A 16,041-nucleotide genomic window follows, 5' to 3' on the forward strand; every position below is an offset into this window, starting at 1 on the left:
CAAAAGCCCAGGACGTCGCTACTGTCCGAAGCGTCTCTCGGGGGAAATGGGGGAGACGGCGCGTGTGATCAGAGGGACGACACGCGTGACTGGACGGACGACACACGCCTAATCCAGAGCCGGCCGCGAGCCGTCCGCCTGGACACGTGTGTCGTCCCTCTGATCACGGGCGTCGGCCATCCAGTCACGCGCCGACGGGGCGGGGGAGTCCTCGGCGTGACCTGAGCCGCCTCTCGACGATGTGGGAACTGGGACACTCGACGTCCTGATTCCTACATCGTCAACACCCGGCGCGGTGAGTGCTCCGAGACACCATTCGCGAGGTCAGGCGCCGGCGGCCGGGTACGGGCCCGACCTCTGCCGCGTGAACCAGGCGACCGTGCGCGGAAGCCCTTCCGCCAGCCCGACCTCCGGCTCCCAGCCGAGTTCGCGGCGGGCGCGGGAGATGTCCGGGCACCGGCGGGACGGATCGTCGACCGCGGCGTCGATGTATTCGATCCGGGAAGCGCTGCCTGTGACGGCCAGGATCTCCTCCGCGATCCGCAGCACGGTGAGCTCGTGCGGGTTGCCGAGGTTCACCGGGCCGGGCACATCGGAACCGGCCAGCGCGATCAGGCCGCGGACGGTGTCGTCGACGTAGCAGAGTGAACGGGTCTGGCTGCCGGTTCCAGTCACGGTGAGCGGCGCGCCTGCCAGCGCCTGCCCGATGAACGTCGGGATCATGCGACCGTCGTCGGGACGCATGCGAGGACCGTAGGTGTTGAAGATCCGCGCGATACCGGTGTTCACGTCCCGCTCCCGGCGCATCGCCGAAGTGAGCGCCTCGGCGTATCGCTTGGCTTCGTCGTAGACACTGCGCGGGCCGATCGGGTTCACGTGCCCCCAGTATTCCTCGCGCTGCGGATGCTCCCGGGGATCGCCGTAGACCTCGCTCGTCGATGCGAGGACGAACCGGGCGCCATCGCGTTCGGCGATGTCGAGCGCCCGTTCGGTGCCGTACGAGCCCGCGCGCAGCGTCTCCAGCGGAAGGCGGAGGTAGTCACGCGGCGAGGCCGCGGACGCCAGATGGAAGACGACGTCGAACGGGCCCGGCGCGGTCATCGGCCCGGTGACGTCGCGGGAAAGGAGCCGGAAGTCCGGACGGTCGAGCAGATGCGCCACGTTGACGGTGTCGGCGGTGGCGAAATTGTCGGCCGCGACGACCTCCGTGCCGGCCTCCAGCAAGCGTTCGCACAGGTGCGAACCGACGAAACCCGCGCCCCCGGTCACCAGCGCTCTGTTCATGGCGACCGACTACCCGGAGCGAGCCCGGGGAAAACCGTGTGAACCCGGACAGGCCGGGTAAGTCTCGGATATGCGTGCATTGGTTATCGGCTGGGCCAGCTTCCGCCACGGCGAGGCGACCGCGGGAGACGTGCTCAGCATGCGCAGGGTCGACGAGGCGTTGAACACCATGGGATTGCCGCACGATCTGGCGTGGAGCCCGGTCTACCGGCCTGGGGACGTCAACTACGAAGAGGTGGATCCGGCCCGGTACAGCCACGTGGTCTTCGTCTGCGGACCGGCGCACGGGTGGCAGGTCCGGGAGGTGCACCGGAGGTTCGCCCATTGCCGCCGGATCGCGGTCGGGGTGTCGGTGATCGACCCGGACGACGACACGGTCCGGGACTTCGACGAGGTGTTCGCGCGGGATCGGGAGAAGGTCGGCACCCCGGATCTCTCCCTCGGCGCGCCGACCGACGAGGTGCTGGTGACCGGCGTGATCCTGGCCCCGCCGCAGCGGGAGTACGGCGATTCCGGTCGCCACGCGGAGGTGCACGCTTCGGTGCGGGAGTGGATCGCCGGGGTTAACTGTGCCCGGGTGCCGCTCGACACGCGGCTGGCGTCGTCGGATTGGGAACGCTGCGAGACACCGGACCAGTTCGCGTCGATCCTGTCGCATCTGGATGTCGTGGTCACGACGCGGCTGCACGGCCTGGTGCTGAGCCTTCGGGCGGGGGTGCCCGCGCTGGCCATCGACCCGGTCGCGGGCGGCGGCAAGGTCACCGCCCAGGCCGACGCGCTCGGCTGGCCCGCCCTCGTCCCGGCCGAAGAAGCGGGCGATCACGAGGCACTCGACTCCTGGTGGCGCTGGTGTTCTTCGGTGCAGGGCCGGGCGGTGGCGGCGCTGCGTGCGCTGCCCGCCGACAACGGGCTCTTGCGGGACATGGTGAAGGCGCTCAAGACCAGGCCGGTGCGATGAGCGCCGCGGCGACGACGGTGGTGATCGCCACCCGTGACCGGGCGCCGGAACTGGAACGGACGTTACGAGAGTTGACCGCGTTGCGGCCGCCACCGCCGATCGTCGTGGTGGACAACGGTTCGTCCGACGGCACGGCGGCCACGGCCGCCGCCTTCGACGGTGTCCGGGTGGTCCGGTTGCCGCGCAACATCGGTGTGGCGGCGCGGAATCTCGGTGTCGCGGTGGCCCGGACGCCGTATGTCGCCTTCAGCGACGACGATTCCTGGTGGGCCGAAGACGCCCTCGCCGAGGCCGAACGGATCCTCGACACCCACGACGACGTCGGCTTGGTCGCCGCGAAAACCCTGGTGGGCGAGGAAGAACGCGAGGATCCGGTCGTCTCGCTGATGGCCGCGAGCCCGCTCGGCAGGCCCGAGGGACTCCCCGGACCGGCCGTGCTCGGCTTCCTCGCCTGTTCCGCGATCGTCCGGCGGACCGCGTATCTGCAGGCCGCCGGCTTCCATCCGCTGCTGCGTTTCGGTGCCGAGGAGCGCTTGCTGTCCTACGACCTCGCGGCGCGCGGGTGGTGGCTCTGCTACGCGGAGGAGGTACGCGCGCACCATCATCCGTCTACGGTGCGGCCGTCGCCGTCTTGGCGGGAGCGTGCCGAACTCCGCAACCGCATGCTGATCACGGTCATGAGACGGCCCGTGCGCCGGTGCCTCACCGAGGCGGGCCGCGCGCTGGCCAGGGTGCCTCGGGAGCCACACGTGCTCGCCGCGCTCGCCGGTGTCCTGCGGCGCTTGCCGTGGGCGCTCGCCGACCGGCAACGACTGCCCGCTTCGGTGGAACACCGGATCCGGGTACTGGAACACGCCCATGGAGGATGAAGTGCAGGACCGGATCACGGTCGTGGTGATCACGCACAACCGTCGCGCGCAGCTGCTGGAGACACTCGCCTCGATGACCGCGCTGCCCGACGCGGCGCCGATCGTGGTGGTGGACAACGCTTCCACCGACGGCACCGCGGACGCCGTGGAAGAACGGTTTCCCTCGATGCGGCTGATCCGCGCGCCGCGGAACCTCGGCGCCGTCGCGCGCAATCTCGCCGTTCGTGAAGTGGAGACGCCGTATGTGGCCTTTTGCGACGACGACACCCGATGGCAGCCAGGGTCCCTGCGCCGCGCCGCCGACCGGCTCGACGCGTTTCCCGGGCTGGGCGTGGTGACCGGCCGGTGCCTGGTGGAGCCGTCACTGACCGAGGATCCGATCACTCCCGAACTGCGCCATTCGCCGGTCCCGGGCCCGGAATGGCTGCCCGGTCCGGCTCTGCTGGGTGTCATGGCGGGCCTGTCGGCCGTCCGCGTCCGCGCGTTCCACGACGTCGGCGGCTTCTCCGACCGGATGTGGCTCGGGGGAGAGGAGGAGCTGTTCGCCCTCGACCTCGCGAGCAAGGGCTGGTGGATGTGCTGGGACGAGGAGATGGTGATCCATCACGCACCCTCACCCGTCCGCGATCCGCGTCGGCGCCGTCAGCTCGGCATCCGCAACACGCTGTGGACGCTGTGGCTGCGGCGTCCGCTCGGCAGCGTCCTGCGCCGGATGGTCACGGTGCTGCGTTCTGCGCCGCTCGACCGGGCGACGTTCGCGGCGGTGGCGGAAGCGATCCGGGGGATCCCGTGGGTGATGCGGGAACGTGCGGTGGTTCCGGCGGCGGTCGAGCGTGGGCTGGTCCTGCTGGAGGAATCGCAGCGGAACTCGGTGGCGCGCCGGTACGTCGGGTGACGTACCGGCGCCAGCCGACCTCAGGAAGGCGAAGCCGCCGCTGCCACTTCCGCCTCCCCGGTCAGAACACGACCGTAAGCGCGCAAGGAATCCGAAGCGACCCTGTCCCAGGAGTACCGCGCCCGCACCCGGTCCGCTCCGGCGAGCCCGAACGACTCGCACAACGAAGCGTCACCGAGGAGGCGCCGCAGCGCGGCCGCCAGCTCCATGGGGTTGCGGGGAGGGACCAGCATCCCGGTGACCCCGTCGACGACGGTGTCGGTCAGCCCGCCGACGGCGGTCGCCACGACCGGGACACCACACGCCATCGCCTCCAGCGGCACGATGCCGAACGGTTCGTACCAAGGGGTGCAGACCACCGCGTCGGCGGAACGCAGGAGCGCCGGCATCTGCTCGCGCGACACGAGGCCGGGCAGATGTACGCGGTCAGCGACGCCTACCCGGTCGGCGATCGCCCGCAACCGCCGGACTTCCGGCGCCTTGTCGAGCGGACCGGCGTCCGGGCCGCCCACGATGACCAGTTCCGTGTCCGGGAGCGAAGGCAGCGCGGCGATGGCGAGGTCGAAACCCTTGCGCGGGACAAGCCTGCCGACGCTGACGATGCGGCGCCGAGCCGTCCGGTGAGCGACCTCACCGTCCGGGGTGAAGGTGGTCAGGTCGACTCCGCACGGGACGACGGAAGCACGCGAACGCGGCAGCCCCATCCGCACGAGTTCGAACACCTCGTCCGAGCACGTCGCGATCACGCGGTCGGCCTGTTTGGCGATCATCCGCTCCAGCCGGATCCGCTCGGGCGGGCTCGTGTCGGCCTTGCCCTGATAGCGGCGTTTCACCACCCCCAGCGCGTGAAAGGTCTGGGTCACCGGGATGCCGAGATCCTTCGCCGCGAGAATCGAAGCCAGTCCGGACATCCAGAAATGCGCGTGGACGACGTCCGGCCGGTCCTTGGCCCAACGGGACCGCAGCACCCGGCCGAACTCGCCCATATGGGGCAGCAGCTCGTCCTTGGGCAGCTTCTTGGCCGGTCCCGCCGGTACGTGGACGACGCGATAGCCGTCCGGCGTCTCGACAGTCGCCGGGACTCGGCGGTTATCGCGGCGTGTGTAGACGGTGACGTCGTGGCCCTGCCTGCTCAGCGCGGCGGAAAGCGCCGCGACGTGGACGTTCTGACCCCCGGCGTCGGCTCCGCCCATGGCGGCGAGCGGGCTCGCGTGCTCGGAAACCATCGCGATCCTCATCGGGCTCCTTCCCTCCGCCTCCGGCGGAATCAAGCGGTCACCTCGGCCAGCAGGGCGTCCCAGCGAGTGAGGAACGCGTCGAGCCCGTAGTGGCTCACGGCGAACTCACGCGCGGTTTTCCCTGCCAGCACAGCGAAATCGGGTTCATGGACGAGCTCGCGGTACGCCTTCGCCAGCGCCTTGATGTCGGTCGAGACCGCGCCGGCGTCCGGCGGGACCGCGTGTACTGCTTCGGTGGTCGCCAGCGCCACGACCGGCATGCCCAGATGCATCGCTTCGAGCAGCGAGAGGCCCAGCGACGTCCACCGCGCGGTGTGCAGGTAGACGCGTCGCCGGGCCACTTCGGCATGCAGCTCATCGCTCCGCAGATCGCCACCGGGACGCACCGCGGGGTGGCGGCCGTCGAGCTCTTCGGCACCGATCCCGTACACGTCGACCGGCGCGATCTCCGCGAAGGCGGGGAGCAGATCGGTACCGGTGATCCGGCCCCGCCGCACGGGCTCGTTGATCAGGGCCGCGCCGTGGGGCAGTTCCCCGGTGTACCGCTCACCGGGATCGGGGATCCCGTGCGGGACGACCACCGTGGGCGCGAGACCGGAGTCCCACATCAGTTCGTTGAAATGGGTCACGTGGACCAGCGGGATGTCGTCGCGGTCGGCCAGCGGATGCCGCGTGGTGGCCGCGTGCTCCCGGGGCGTGTTGTGCTCGACGTAGACGGCGGGCACTTCCTTGCCGGGACGGCGGCGCAGCCACCGCGCGGCCAGATGGAGTTCCTCGGGCCGTTGGAGGATCACGACGTCGATGTCGAGATCCTTCAGTCGGTCGACCGGTACCTCTTGGGCGGAGGGCCAGTCACGGCCGCTGAGGCCGCGGCCCCACGGTCCGCCTTCGTCGAGGAGCGGTAGGAAACAGTGGTGGCCACCGCGGACGAAAGCCTCGGTCCAGGAGCCGTGCACATGCCACAGGAGAATCCGGAGCGGGGCCGTTTTCGTCATACCCGCCAGGTTGCCCGTTGTGGACGGACTAAACGTTTTCCCTTGTCTTACTTTGCTTCCGCCGGGAAACGCGAGTGGAGGCGACGCCGACCACGAGCGCCAGGAAGGCGGTCACCCCGTGCAGGACGTTGTCGGCCCAGTTGAGGTTGACCGCGTCACCGGCGGAATCGGTCCCCGCCGAGAGGACGCCGAAAGCGGTCAAACCGGTGAATGCCACGAAAACCAGCCAGCTGTAGGCCGGGATCGCGGAAGGTTTGAACGCCGCGACCAGACCGAGGACGCCGATCACGGTACGGATGACGTCGAGCATGCCTGTCGCGCTGAAGATCCACACCGTGTTTTCGCCGACCTCGTTCGCTTCCGGGAGGAAGAAGAAGCCGAGCACACCTAGCACGAGATGGACCAGTGCGATGAGCAGCACCACCGGTCGCAGAAGGAAGCCAGTCGTACGTAGGTTCATCGGAAAGCCTCCGTTTCGCCACAAGCTGACCGGGTACCCCTTTGAGCCGCCGCGAAACGCCTCATTCACCGGACTGCGGGTCGGTGTCGTCGTGCGGGTCGCCGGACGATGTGCCCTGCTCGCCGCGGATCTCTTCGCGGTCTTCCTGGTCCAGTTTCTCGCTGTCGGTGGAATCACCCTTGGCCGGACCGGTGTCCATGAGAGTCTCCTTCGTTCGCTTTCCTCGTGGTTACCCGCTTTCTCGCGTTCTAGTGATCGGGAAGGCGTAACTCGCGTGATCAGGCACGTGACTCGCGTGCCTGGAGGCGACACTCGGTGTTCCGCCGCTGATCACGTGAGTTACGGCCTCGATCACGCGAGTGCGGTGCCGCAGGCCGGGCCTTGGCGGTCCAGTTGGTCGTGAGTGGCGTTTCGGGTTAGAACCCGAAACGCCACTCACGACCAAGGCGACCACTGTGGACGTTTGGCACCGCACGGCCGGGGTAGCCGGGAGCAACTACGGCGAACCGGAGGGGACATGACCGCGATCTCCCAGACAGCGACGATTCCACTCGCCCCGGCGCGGCCATGGCTGCTGCGGCCGCCGGGGGTCTACCGCCCGCAGCACGACACCTGGTTGCTGGCGAGCGCGTTGAGCGCGGCGGGAATGCCCCGCGAAGCGAAAGTCCTCGATCTCTGCACCGGCACCGGCGCCCTCGCGCTGACGGCCGCGGCGCACGGCGCGAGATCGGTGACCGCCGTCGACATCTCCCGGCGGGCGCTGGCCGCGGTGTGGGTCAACGCGCGGCTGCGCCGGCTCCCGGTGCGGCCGCTTCGTGGCGGTTTGGCCGAGGCGGCGAGCGGCGGACCGTTCGACGTCGTGCTGGCGAATCCGCCGTACGTTCCCTCGCCCGTGCCCGCCACCGGGGCCGCGCGGGCGTGGGACGCCGGGCCGGACGGCCGGATCGTCCTCGATCAGGTCTGTGCCCAGGCGGCCCGCCTGGTGGCGCCGGGCGGATACCTGATGATGGTCCACTCGGCGGTTTCCGGCCCCGACAGGTCGTTGGAGCAGTTGCGGGCGGCGGGAATGACGCCGTCGGTGGTCGCCACTCGATCGATCCCCTTCGGACCCGTCATGCGGGCGCGGGCGGCCTTCCTCGAAGCGGCGGGCCTGATCGAGGCCGAGCAGTGCCATGAGGAACTGGTGGTGATCCGTGCCGACCGGCCGTAGGACCAGGGTCCGGCTCGAACCCGGCGGGCCCCTCCTGGTGGAGGGGCCGGTCGAGGTCGTCACCGACGACGGCGAGACGGTGACCTCGGATCGCTTCGTGGTCGCTCTCTGCGCTTGCCGCCGCAGCAAGCGCTACCCGTTCTGCGACACGAGCCACCGCCGCCGGTCACGGCAAGGGATGCAGCGGCCTGAGCAGTGAACTCTCCCCGGCCGACCAAGCGCCCAGCAGGTGCTCGGTCAGCCGGGTTTCCAGCAGGTCGGTGGCCTGGATGCCCAGCGCGATGTCCGCCGCCAGCCCGGGTTCCCGGTCGAGCAGATCGCCGACGACGTCGTGCCGCAGCACCTGTTCGTGCACCGCGTCGGCCTCGATGTGCTCGGTGTAGAAGTAGCGGCATTCCGGTGCGGCGCCGAGACGTTCCAGCGCCTGGTCCATGCGCCGGGCGGCGGGCGCGGTGGTGATCTCGGCGGCGGCGAAATGCCCGACGAGCGCGCCGCGCAGGCCCCGGTGCAGCCCGAACAGCGACATCATGTTCACCGTCGCGAGCATGCACGCGGGAACGTGATCGAGGTAGGCGAGGTAGCCGTCCGAGAGGCCGGCGGCGGTCAGCAGGTCCCCGAACAGCCGGGAGTGCGCCTGATCGGCCCGTCCGCCGCCGAATTCGTCGAACTCCACGGCGACCAGCGCGGCCTTGGCCCTGCCCCGCAGCCGCGGGATCACCCACGCGTGGGGATCGGCCTCCTTGAGGTGGTAGATCGACCGCTGCGCGAAGTACTCCTCGACGTGCCACCATTCGCCCTCGTCGCGCAGGAAGTGGGAGACGCCGCCGCCGTCGACCGGTTCGACGAGCAACTCCTCCAGCAGCCCGCCGACGTCGTCCCCGCCGGGCACGGCGGCGCGGATGCCGTCGAGGAACACGTGCTCCAGCACGGATCGGAAGGCGAGCAGCCGCGAATCCCACTCCCACTCCGGGTCGACACCGTCGAAGCCCTGGTAGTGGAGCTCGTAGCAGACATGCAGCGCCAGCTGGAGGTCCTCACCGAACGGGTCGGCGCCGGTCGCCACGTCGGGGTCGAAATCGTCTCGGCGTCCGCCTGCCAGGGTGTCCACCACGGCGGCGGAAAGCGGGCCGCGGATCTCGGGCAGCCTCGCGGCCACGTCACGGTCGATCGTCGTCATGCCGCGCGGGTACCCGATCTAGGCGTGCGGAACCGTCTCTTCGGTCAGCATCCGCAACACCGCGATCTCGCCGTCGGCGGCGGCCCGGCGCTGCCGTTCGGCGCCGGTGCCCTCCCGTTCCAGGCGGCCGAGCAGGGTGCGGACGAGGTCCGCGTCGCCGGTGTCCTCCAACGCCTGCCTCGTATGTGCCAGCAGCGCGGCGACCCGGTCGCCCACCGGGACCGGTTTTCCCGCCACCGGGTCGACGGCCGGTCCCGAAAGCCCGTGACGCGCGGCCGACCACACGGCCGCGGCGGCGATCTGCGGATCCAGCGGCGTGGCCTCCACCCCGTGGTCCAGTTCGGCGAGGGCGGTGCGCACCAGAGCGCGCGTCAGCAGCCCCTGCAGGACGGCTTCGTCGACGGTGGACGCGGTGTCGGCGGCGCGGACCTCGACCGTCGGCCACCGCGCGGACGGCCTGGCGAGCCAGAAGGTCTGGTTCTCGTCCACCAGGACCCCGCAGTCCACCAGCTTCCCGACCTGTTCCTCGTAGGCGGCGGCGTCGGCGAAGTACGGGGCGACCCCCGAGCCGGGGAACCGGCTCTGCTCCACCATCCGCCAGCTCTCGTAGCCGGTGTCGCGGCCGCCGTCGAAGGGCGAGTTGCCCGACAACGCCAGCAGCGTGGGTAGCCATTCACCCAGATGGTTCACCACGGCGACCGCGGTTTCCCGGTCGGGCACGCCGATGTGCACGTGGCATCCGCAGGCCTCGTAGGCCTTGACCACGCCCGCGTACAGCTCGTCGACTTTGCCGAACCGGTCGGGGGCGTCGAGGTCGCGTTCGGGTGAGGGACGCGGGGGAGTGCCGGCGGCGATGATGGCACAGTCTTCGCCCGCGGCCGCTTCGGCGAGCGTGCGGCGTCCCGCGGTCAGCTGCTCGTACAGCTCGTCGGCGGTCTCGCAGACGCCGGTGGCGGCCTCGATCTGGGTCGGCCGCAGTTCCCGGTGGACCGCCGCGCCGTCCGGCAGCGGACAGCAGATCCGGTGCCTTTCGAGTACGGCGTCGGCCCGAGGGCAGCTCACCCCGGTCCTGGGATCCACCAGCAGGAACTCTTCTTCGATACCGATACTGGTCGTCATCACCGCTCTCGCTTCTTCGGCAGCGCGCGCACGGCCGGCCCCTGGATCACCGACCCGTCCAGCCCGAACCTCGAACCGTGGCACGGGCAGTCCCAGGTCTTCTCCGCGTTGTTGAACGCGACGAGGCAGCCGAGATGGGTGCAGTGGGCGCCGACGGCGTGCAGTTCGCCGCCCGGATCGCGGTAGGCGGCGACGAGTTCGCCGCCGTCCCGGGTCACCTTCGCTTCGCCGGGCGCGAGCTCGTCCAGGGAAGCGGGTTTGCGCAACGCGCTGAGATGGTCGCCCACCAGGAATTTCGCCACGGTGGCGTTGTTCTCCACGGTCGAGATCGCCGAGCGGAGGTCGAAGCGGTTCGGGTCGTACAGGCCCGCCGACGGGTTGTCGCGCCCGGTGAGCAGATCCCCGAGCAGCAGCCCGGCCGCGGTGCCGCCGGTCATCCCCCACTGGCCGAAGCCGGTGGCGACCCAGAGGTGACGGCTCGCCGGGTGATAACGCCCGACATACGGCACGGAGTCCAAAGTGGACAGATCATGCGCGGACCACCGGTGGGTGACCCGGTGCACGCCGGCATGCTCGCCGGCCCACGTGGCCAGGCGCTCGTAGCGGCTCTCGACGTCGACGGAGTCGCCGACCCGGTAGTGCTCGCCGCCCACGACCGCGTACGGGACACCGTCGTTGAGGTAGCTCCGCACGGAGTGGTGGGTGTCGGCGTCCAGGTACATCCCTTCGGGCGGGCGGTTTCCCGCGACCGGTCCGGCGACCACCAGATCGCGCACCGGATCGAGCCTGGCGAAGAACAGCCCGCGGTCGAACACGGGATAATGGGTCGCCACCACGACGTCACCGGCGCGCACGTCACCCGAACTGGTGCGTACCTTGGTCCCGCCGAGTTCGTCGAGACCTTCCGCGCGTACCCCCTCGATGATCGTCCCGCCCGCGCGCTCGATTTCGGCGGCCAGCGCGAGCAGCCAGCGGCGCGGGTGGAAATGCGCCTGCGACGCGAACTTGACCGCGCCGACGGCGGGCACGTCGAGGTCGACCTCGGTGACGTAAGTGGCCGGGAGACCCGCCTCGGCGGCCGCTTCCGCCTCCCGTTCGAGGCTTTCGACGGTCTCGGGCCTGGTCGTGTAGACGAAACTGTCGGAGCGGGTGAACCCGCAGTCGATACCGAGCTCGGCCGTGGCCGCCGCGATCCAGTCGAGGGCGGCCGCCTGCGTGTACGCGTACATCGCGGCCGCTTCGGTGCCCTTGGTCTTGGCCAGCGTGGCGTACTTGAGCCCGTGCTGGGTGCTGATCTTGGCGGTGGTGTGGCCGGAGACCCCCGCGGCGATACGGCCGGCCTCCAGGACAAGGACCGAGCGCCCGGCCCTCGCCAGCCGGTACGCCGTGGTGAGCCCGGCGATGCCGCCGCCGAGAACGGCGACGTCGACCTCCGGCGGCAACGGCGTGCCGGTGCGATCGGGAGCGGGGGCCGTGTCGAGCCATAAGGAACGCGTGCCGGGCAACTCCGTCATGCGGGCCGGATTCCCTGGGGGCGGACCGGGCAAACCCTGTTTTCCGGCCCATCCGAGCGGGTAGCACTGGCCTATGACCACATCCTCCAGGCACCCAGAGGAAAAGAACATCTTCGTCATCGGTCTCGACGACTCCAACGAGGAGGTGCTGAGACGAATCCCCGGTGCCGGCCGGTACCGCTTCCATGCGCTGCTCTCACCGGAGGAGCTCCAGCACGGCGAGATCCCGATCGTCGAACTCGTGGAGAAGGCGGAGGCGCATTTGGACGCCTTCGACGGACAGATCGACGCGATCGTCAGCTACTGGGACTTCCCGTCCTCGACGATGGTGGCGATGCTGTGCGAGAAGTACGGGCTCCCGGGTGTTTCCCTCGAGGCGGTGCTGAAGTGTGAGCACAAGTACTGGAGCCGTCTCGAACAGGCGAAGGTGATCGACGAGGTGCCGTCGTTCGGCATCGTCGATCTGGACGAGGACGACCCCCGCCCGCCCGAGGGCGTCGACTACCCCATGTGGCTCAAGCCGGTGAAGTCGTTCTCCTCGGAGCTGGCCTTCCACGTCGCCGACGCCGACGAGTTCGACAAGGCGGTCGCCGAGATCCGGGCGGGCGTCGACCGGGTCGGCAAACCCTTCGAGCGCGTCCTCGCCACGGTCGATCTCCCCGAAGAGGTGGCGAACGCCGGTGGGGCCGCGTGCCTCGCCGAAGGGGAACTCAACGGCGTGCAGGCCGCGACCGAGGGCTATGTCTACAAAGGACAGGTCACCGTCTACGGTGTGCTCGATTCGATCAACTATCCCGATTCGACGTCCTTCCTGCGGCATCAGTACCCGTCGCAGCTACCCGTGGACGCCGTCGAGCGGATGAAGGAGATCTCCGTCCGCGTGATGGAGCAGATCGGCTTCGACAACGCGACGTTCAGCATCGAGTTCTTCTGTCATCCCGAATCCGGACAGGCCTGCCTGCTGGAGATCAACCCGCGGCATTCGCAGTCCCACGCGGAGCTGTTCGAGTACGTGGACGGGGTGGCGAACCACCAGATCATGGTCCGGCTGGGCCTGGGGCAGGATCCCGGAGCGCGACGGAACCGGGGCGATTACCGGATCGCGGGCAAGTGGTACTACCGCCGCTTCAGCGACGCGCTGGTCACCCGGGTGCCCACCCGCGCCGAGATCGCCGACCTGGAGGCCGAGATCCCCGGGGTGAAGATCGAACTGGTGGCGGAGAAGGACGTCCGGCTCTCCGATCTGCCCGAACAGGACAGCTACAGCTACGAACTCGCGCACATCTTCGTGGCGGCGCAGACCGAACGGGAGATGGAGAGCAAGTACCGGCGGTGCACGGAGGCGCTGCGGTTCGACTTCGAGGAGGGATAGCCCATGCGGACGGTGGCTTCGCTGCCGTACGAGATCACCGAGGAGGACCATGTCTGGATCCCGGTTTCCGACGGTGTCCGGCTGTCGGCCCGCATCTGGCGGCCGGTCGCTTCGGACGGCGAGCCGGTCCCCGCGATCCTGGAGTACATCCCGTACCGGCACCGCGATCTGACCTCGGTGCGGGACTCGGTGCACCATCCATACCTCGCCGGGCACGGCTACGCCTGCGTCCGCGTCGACATCCGCGGCTCGGGGGAATCGGAGGGGATTCTCGCCGACGAATACCTCGAACGGGAGCAACTCGACGCCGAGGACGTCCTCGAATGGATCGCCGCGCAGCCATGGTGTTCCGGCCGGACCGGCATGATGGGCATCTCCTGGGGCGGGTTCGCCGCCCTGCAGGTGGCGGCGCGTAAACCGCCGAGCCTGAGCGCGATCGCGATCTCGTCGTTCACCGACGACCGGTACTCCGACGACATGCACTACATGGGTGGTTGCCTGCTGTCGGACAACATCGCCGAAGCCTCCACGATGTTCGCCTACGCCACCTTGCCGCCCGATCCGGCGCTGGCGGGGGAGCGGTGGCGCGACCTGTGGCACGAACGGCTGGAGAACTGCGGTCTCTGGGCGGGGGAATGGCTGAGCCACCAGCGGCGCGACGAATACTGGCGGCACGCGTCGGTCTGCGAGAACTACAGCGACGTGCAGGTGCCGGTCCTGGCCTCCAGCGGTTGGGCGGACGGGTACTCGAACGCGGTCTCGCGGCTGCTGGCCAATCTCGACGTGCCGCGGCGCGGGCTGATCGGGCCGTGGTCGCACAAGTACCCGCATCTCGGACGGCCGGGCCCCGCCATCGGGTATCTGCAGGAACTGGTCCGCTGGTGGGATCACTGGCTCAAGGACGTCGAAAACGGCGTCATGGACGGGCCGATGCTGCAGACCTGGATGCAGGACAGCGTGCCGCCGTCGACCTCGTACGAGGATCGCCCAGGCCGCTGGGTGGGGGAGCCATCCTGGCCTTCGCCGCATGTGCACCCGTCCGAGCATCGGCTCGCCCGGCACCGGATCGCCCGGCCCGGCGAGGAGGTCCCGGCGGAGGACCTGCCGGTGGAATCGCCGCTTTCGGTCGGCCAGTTCGCCGGCAAGTGGGCCTCCTACAGCGCTCCGCCCGACCTGCCGTACGACCAGCGCGAGGAGGACGGCGGCTCGCTCGTCTTCGACACCGACGAACTCGCCGAGCCGTGCGAGATCCTCGGCTCGCCGGTGGTCGACCTGGAGGTCTCGGCGGACAAGCCGGTGGCGCAGGTCGCCGTCCGGTTGTCCGATGTCGCGCCGGACGGCCGGGCGACGCGAGTGACCTACGGACTGCTGAACCTGACCCACCGGGACGGGCACGACGAACCGGAGCCGCTCGAACCGGGCGAGCGATACCGGGTGCGCGTCGAGCTGAACGCCGTCGCGCAGGCCTTTCCCGCCGGGCACCGGATCCGGCTGTCGATCTCGTCGTCGTACTGGCCGCTGGCGTGGCCGCCGCCGGAACCGGCGAGGGTGACCGTCCACACCGGACAGAGCACGCTGACGCTGCCGGTGCGGCCGATGGCGGAGGCGGACGAGGTCCCGGCGCGGCCGTTCGGTGAACCCGAAGGCACGGAACCACTTCCGGCGACCCAGGTCGAACCAGGTGAGCAGCGCTGGACCGTCTCCCGTGACCTGATCGACTACCACTCCGCGCTCGACATCGTGAAGAACGAGGGCAAGGTGCGGTTCGAGGACATCGACCTCGACGTCACGCGGAACGTGTTCGAGCGGTACTCGTGGGTGGCCGACGACTTCTGCTCCCCGGTGGCGGAGACGGCGTGGTCCATGACGTTCGCCCGCGGGGACTGGTCCGCGAGGTCCGAGACCCGGACCCGGGTTTCGTGCACTCCCACCGAGTTCGTGATCGACGCGCAACTCGACGCTTTCGAGGGCGAGCGAAGGACGTTTTCCCGCAACTGGCATCGGACGGTTCCCCGTGATCAGGTCTAAGACGAGTCTCACGGCGAAGTCGCTGCTCGCGTGGCTGCGCCTCACGAAGCGGAAGAGGACGTACGCCGACGTCGACCGATTCCGCCGGAGCATCGAGAGCAGCCAGGCGAAGGGCGACCAGGGGCCGATCCGCTCGATCCGGCGCCGGTTCGACGTCACGAGGTCCGAAGTGGACGGACGACCGTGCTACACGATCCGCCCGCGCCGCGGCGGGGTCGGCAAGCACGTGCTGTACTTCCACGGCGGTGCCTACGTGCATCAGATCCAGCACGACCACTGGCGGTTCTTCGGACGGCTGATCGACCGCACCGGCTGCTCGGTCACCGTGCCGATCTACCCGCTGGCCCCGGACCATCACTGCCCGGAGACCACCGCGTTCGTGCGCCGCGCCTACGACGAGTTCGCCGCGGACGTCGAGGCGGAGGACCAGATCGTGATGGGGGATTCCGCCGGCGCGGGGATCGCGTTGGTGCTCACCAAGGCGTTGCGGGACGAAGGCAGGCCAGTGCCGAAGGAGACCGTCTTGCTGTCGCCGTGGCTGGACTTGACCCTGAGCCATCCGGCGCAACCTGCGCTGGACGAGCGCGACCCGTATCTCGCGCTCACCGGCCTGAACGAGGCGGCGAGACTCTACAGCGGACGGTTGCCGCGCACCGATCCCAGGCTCAGCCCCCTGTCCGGCGATCTTTCCGGGCTCGGGGCGCTGACCGTCTACATCGGAACCAAGGACGTCCTCCTCGCCGACGCCCGGCGGCTCCATACGCTGTGCACCGAGCAAGGCGTGCCGCTGAGCTATCACGAGTACGAGGGCATGATCCACGCGTGGATGCTGGCCTCGATCCCGGAAGCGAAGCTGGCGCTGGAGGAGATCTCCCATCTCGTGGATCGATCGCTCGTGAAAGCGGTGTAGCCGCGTGACGAG

General features: G+C 69.6%; 16 protein-coding genes. 8 read left to right on the forward strand and 8 right to left on the reverse strand.

Features of this window, described 5'->3' with window-relative positions:
• Positions 1-324 precede the first annotated feature (324 nt).
• Positions 325-1,284: an NAD-dependent epimerase/dehydratase family protein gene (locus AORI_RS56915; protein ID WP_016333539.1), complete on the reverse strand. Its 960-nt coding sequence runs from the start codon at positions 1,282-1,284 to the stop codon at positions 325-327.
• A 70-nt stretch (positions 1,285-1,354) separates the two neighbouring features.
• On the opposite strand from AORI_RS56915, the gene AORI_RS56920 reads away from it, so the two are divergent.
• Genes AORI_RS56920 through AORI_RS56930 form a run of 3 tightly spaced genes read left to right on the forward strand, consistent with a single transcriptional unit; the run spans position 1,355 to position 4,006 of the window.
• Complete coding sequence (locus AORI_RS56920) at positions 1,355-2,242, forward strand: polysaccharide pyruvyl transferase family protein (protein WP_043848059.1); 888 nt, start codon at positions 1,355-1,357, stop codon at positions 2,240-2,242.
• Positions 2,239-3,111, forward strand: coding sequence for a glycosyltransferase family 2 protein (locus tag AORI_RS56925; protein ID WP_016333541.1), 873 nt, complete (start codon positions 2,239-2,241; stop codon positions 3,109-3,111). The genes AORI_RS56920 and AORI_RS56925 overlap by 4 nt, the downstream gene beginning before the upstream one ends.
• Complete coding sequence (locus AORI_RS56930) at positions 3,101-4,006, forward strand: glycosyltransferase family 2 protein (RefSeq protein ID WP_043848060.1); 906 nt, start codon at positions 3,101-3,103, stop codon at positions 4,004-4,006. The genes AORI_RS56925 and AORI_RS56930 overlap by 11 nt, the downstream gene beginning before the upstream one ends.
• 20 nt (positions 4,007-4,026) lie before the next feature.
• Here the strand turns inward: AORI_RS56930 and AORI_RS56935 are convergent, their stop codons facing one another.
• The 4 genes from AORI_RS56935 to AORI_RS83885 form a co-directional block, all read right to left on the reverse strand.
• Positions 4,027-5,244, reverse strand: coding sequence for a glycosyltransferase (locus tag AORI_RS56935; RefSeq protein WP_016333543.1), 1,218 nt, complete (start codon positions 5,242-5,244; stop codon positions 4,027-4,029).
• A gap of 29 nt (positions 5,245-5,273) precedes the next feature.
• Positions 5,274-6,239, reverse strand: a complete 966-nt coding sequence (locus tag AORI_RS56940; protein ID WP_016333544.1) for a glycosyltransferase — start codon at positions 6,237-6,239, stop codon at positions 5,274-5,276.
• Between the two features lie 28 nt (positions 6,240-6,267).
• Positions 6,268-6,699: a DUF4383 domain-containing protein gene (locus AORI_RS56945; protein WP_043848061.1), complete on the reverse strand. Its 432-nt coding sequence runs from the start codon at positions 6,697-6,699 to the stop codon at positions 6,268-6,270.
• 61 nt (positions 6,700-6,760) lie between these two features.
• Positions 6,761-6,898 carry a hypothetical protein gene (locus tag AORI_RS83885; protein WP_167337769.1) on the reverse strand — a complete coding sequence of 46 codons (138 nt, stop codon included), beginning with the start codon at positions 6,896-6,898 and terminating at the stop codon, positions 6,761-6,763.
• A gap of 318 nt (positions 6,899-7,216) precedes the next feature.
• On the opposite strand from AORI_RS83885, the gene AORI_RS56950 reads away from it, so the two are divergent.
• Both AORI_RS56950 and AORI_RS56955 read left to right on the forward strand, forming a co-directional pair.
• A complete protein-coding gene (locus AORI_RS56950; RefSeq protein WP_016333546.1) occupies positions 7,217-7,909 on the forward strand; it encodes a methyltransferase in 693 nt (230 codons plus the stop codon).
• Positions 7,893-8,108 carry a CDGSH iron-sulfur domain-containing protein gene (locus AORI_RS56955; RefSeq protein WP_016333547.1) on the forward strand — a complete coding sequence of 72 codons (216 nt, stop codon included), beginning with the start codon at positions 7,893-7,895 and terminating at the stop codon, positions 8,106-8,108. Before AORI_RS56950 ends, AORI_RS56955 begins: the two co-directional genes overlap by 17 nt.
• Here AORI_RS56955 and AORI_RS56960 read toward each other — a convergent pair.
• From AORI_RS56960 to AORI_RS56970, 3 genes are read right to left on the reverse strand one after another with little or no spacing between them, the layout of a single operon-like run.
• Positions 8,076-9,086, reverse strand: a complete 1,011-nt coding sequence (locus AORI_RS56960; RefSeq protein ID WP_016333548.1) for an iron-containing redox enzyme family protein — start codon at positions 9,084-9,086, stop codon at positions 8,076-8,078. The two genes, AORI_RS56955 and AORI_RS56960, sit on opposite strands and share 33 nt — an antisense overlap.
• Before the next feature lie 18 nt (positions 9,087-9,104).
• Positions 9,105-10,205, reverse strand: a complete 1,101-nt coding sequence (locus tag AORI_RS56965; protein WP_043848062.1) for a carboxylate-amine ligase — start codon at positions 10,203-10,205, stop codon at positions 9,105-9,107.
• Positions 10,205-11,719, reverse strand: a complete 1,515-nt coding sequence (locus AORI_RS56970; RefSeq protein WP_016333550.1) for an FAD-dependent oxidoreductase — start codon at positions 11,717-11,719, stop codon at positions 10,205-10,207. Before AORI_RS56970 ends, AORI_RS56965 begins: the two co-directional genes overlap by 1 nt.
• Before the next feature lie 73 nt (positions 11,720-11,792).
• On the opposite strand from AORI_RS56970, the gene AORI_RS56975 reads away from it, so the two are divergent.
• From AORI_RS56975 to AORI_RS56985, 3 genes are read left to right on the forward strand one after another with little or no spacing between them, the layout of a single operon-like run.
• Entirely contained in the window at positions 11,793-13,091 is a 1,299-nt protein-coding gene (locus AORI_RS56975) for an ATP-grasp domain-containing protein (RefSeq protein WP_016333551.1), read from the forward strand.
• Positions 13,092-13,094: 3 nt separating this feature from the next.
• Positions 13,095-15,119 carry a CocE/NonD family hydrolase gene (locus AORI_RS56980; RefSeq protein WP_016333552.1) on the forward strand — a complete coding sequence of 675 codons (2,025 nt, stop codon included), beginning with the start codon at positions 13,095-13,097 and terminating at the stop codon, positions 15,117-15,119.
• Positions 15,106-16,029 carry an alpha/beta hydrolase gene (locus AORI_RS56985; protein WP_016333553.1) on the forward strand — a complete coding sequence of 308 codons (924 nt, stop codon included), beginning with the start codon at positions 15,106-15,108 and terminating at the stop codon, positions 16,027-16,029. The genes AORI_RS56980 and AORI_RS56985 overlap by 14 nt, the downstream gene beginning before the upstream one ends.
• Positions 16,030-16,041: the final 12 nt, after the last annotated feature.

This window comes from Amycolatopsis keratiniphila (assembly GCF_000400635.2).
Taxonomy (GTDB): Bacteria; Actinomycetota; Actinomycetes; order Mycobacteriales; family Pseudonocardiaceae; genus Amycolatopsis; species Amycolatopsis keratiniphila.

Excerpts from the sequence above, each read along its gene's own strand:
- AORI_RS56960 (WP_016333548.1), bottom strand. The coding sequence starts at position 9,086 with ATGACGACGATCGACCGTGACGTGGCCGCGAGGCTGCCCGAGATCCGC.
- AORI_RS83885 (WP_167337769.1), bottom strand. The coding sequence starts at position 6,898 with ATGGACACCGGTCCGGCCAAGGGTGATTCCACCGACAGCGAGAAACTG.
- AORI_RS56935 (WP_016333543.1), bottom strand. The coding sequence starts at position 5,244 with ATGAGGATCGCGATGGTTTCCGAGCACGCGAGCCCGCTCGCCGCCATG.
- AORI_RS56970 (WP_016333550.1), bottom strand. The coding sequence starts at position 11,719 with ATGACGGAGTTGCCCGGCACGCGTTCCTTATGGCTCGACACGGCCCCC.
- AORI_RS56940 (WP_016333544.1), bottom strand. The coding sequence starts at position 6,239 with ATGACGAAAACGGCCCCGCTCCGGATTCTCCTGTGGCATGTGCACGGC.
- AORI_RS56975 (WP_016333551.1), top strand. The coding sequence starts at position 11,793 with ATGACCACATCCTCCAGGCACCCAGAGGAAAAGAACATCTTCGTCATC.
- AORI_RS56915 (WP_016333539.1), bottom strand. The coding sequence starts at position 1,284 with ATGAACAGAGCGCTGGTGACCGGGGGCGCGGGTTTCGTCGGTTCGCAC.
- AORI_RS56980 (WP_016333552.1), top strand. The coding sequence starts at position 13,095 with ATGCGGACGGTGGCTTCGCTGCCGTACGAGATCACCGAGGAGGACCAT.
- AORI_RS56925 (WP_016333541.1), top strand. The coding sequence starts at position 2,239 with ATGAGCGCCGCGGCGACGACGGTGGTGATCGCCACCCGTGACCGGGCG.
- AORI_RS56950 (WP_016333546.1), top strand. The coding sequence starts at position 7,217 with ATGACCGCGATCTCCCAGACAGCGACGATTCCACTCGCCCCGGCGCGG.
- AORI_RS56965 (WP_043848062.1), bottom strand. The coding sequence starts at position 10,205 with ATGACGACCAGTATCGGTATCGAAGAAGAGTTCCTGCTGGTGGATCCC.
- AORI_RS56920 (WP_043848059.1), top strand. The coding sequence starts at position 1,355 with ATGCGTGCATTGGTTATCGGCTGGGCCAGCTTCCGCCACGGCGAGGCG.
- AORI_RS56930 (WP_043848060.1), top strand. The coding sequence starts at position 3,101 with ATGGAGGATGAAGTGCAGGACCGGATCACGGTCGTGGTGATCACGCAC.
- AORI_RS56945 (WP_043848061.1), bottom strand. The coding sequence starts at position 6,699 with ATGAACCTACGTACGACTGGCTTCCTTCTGCGACCGGTGGTGCTGCTC.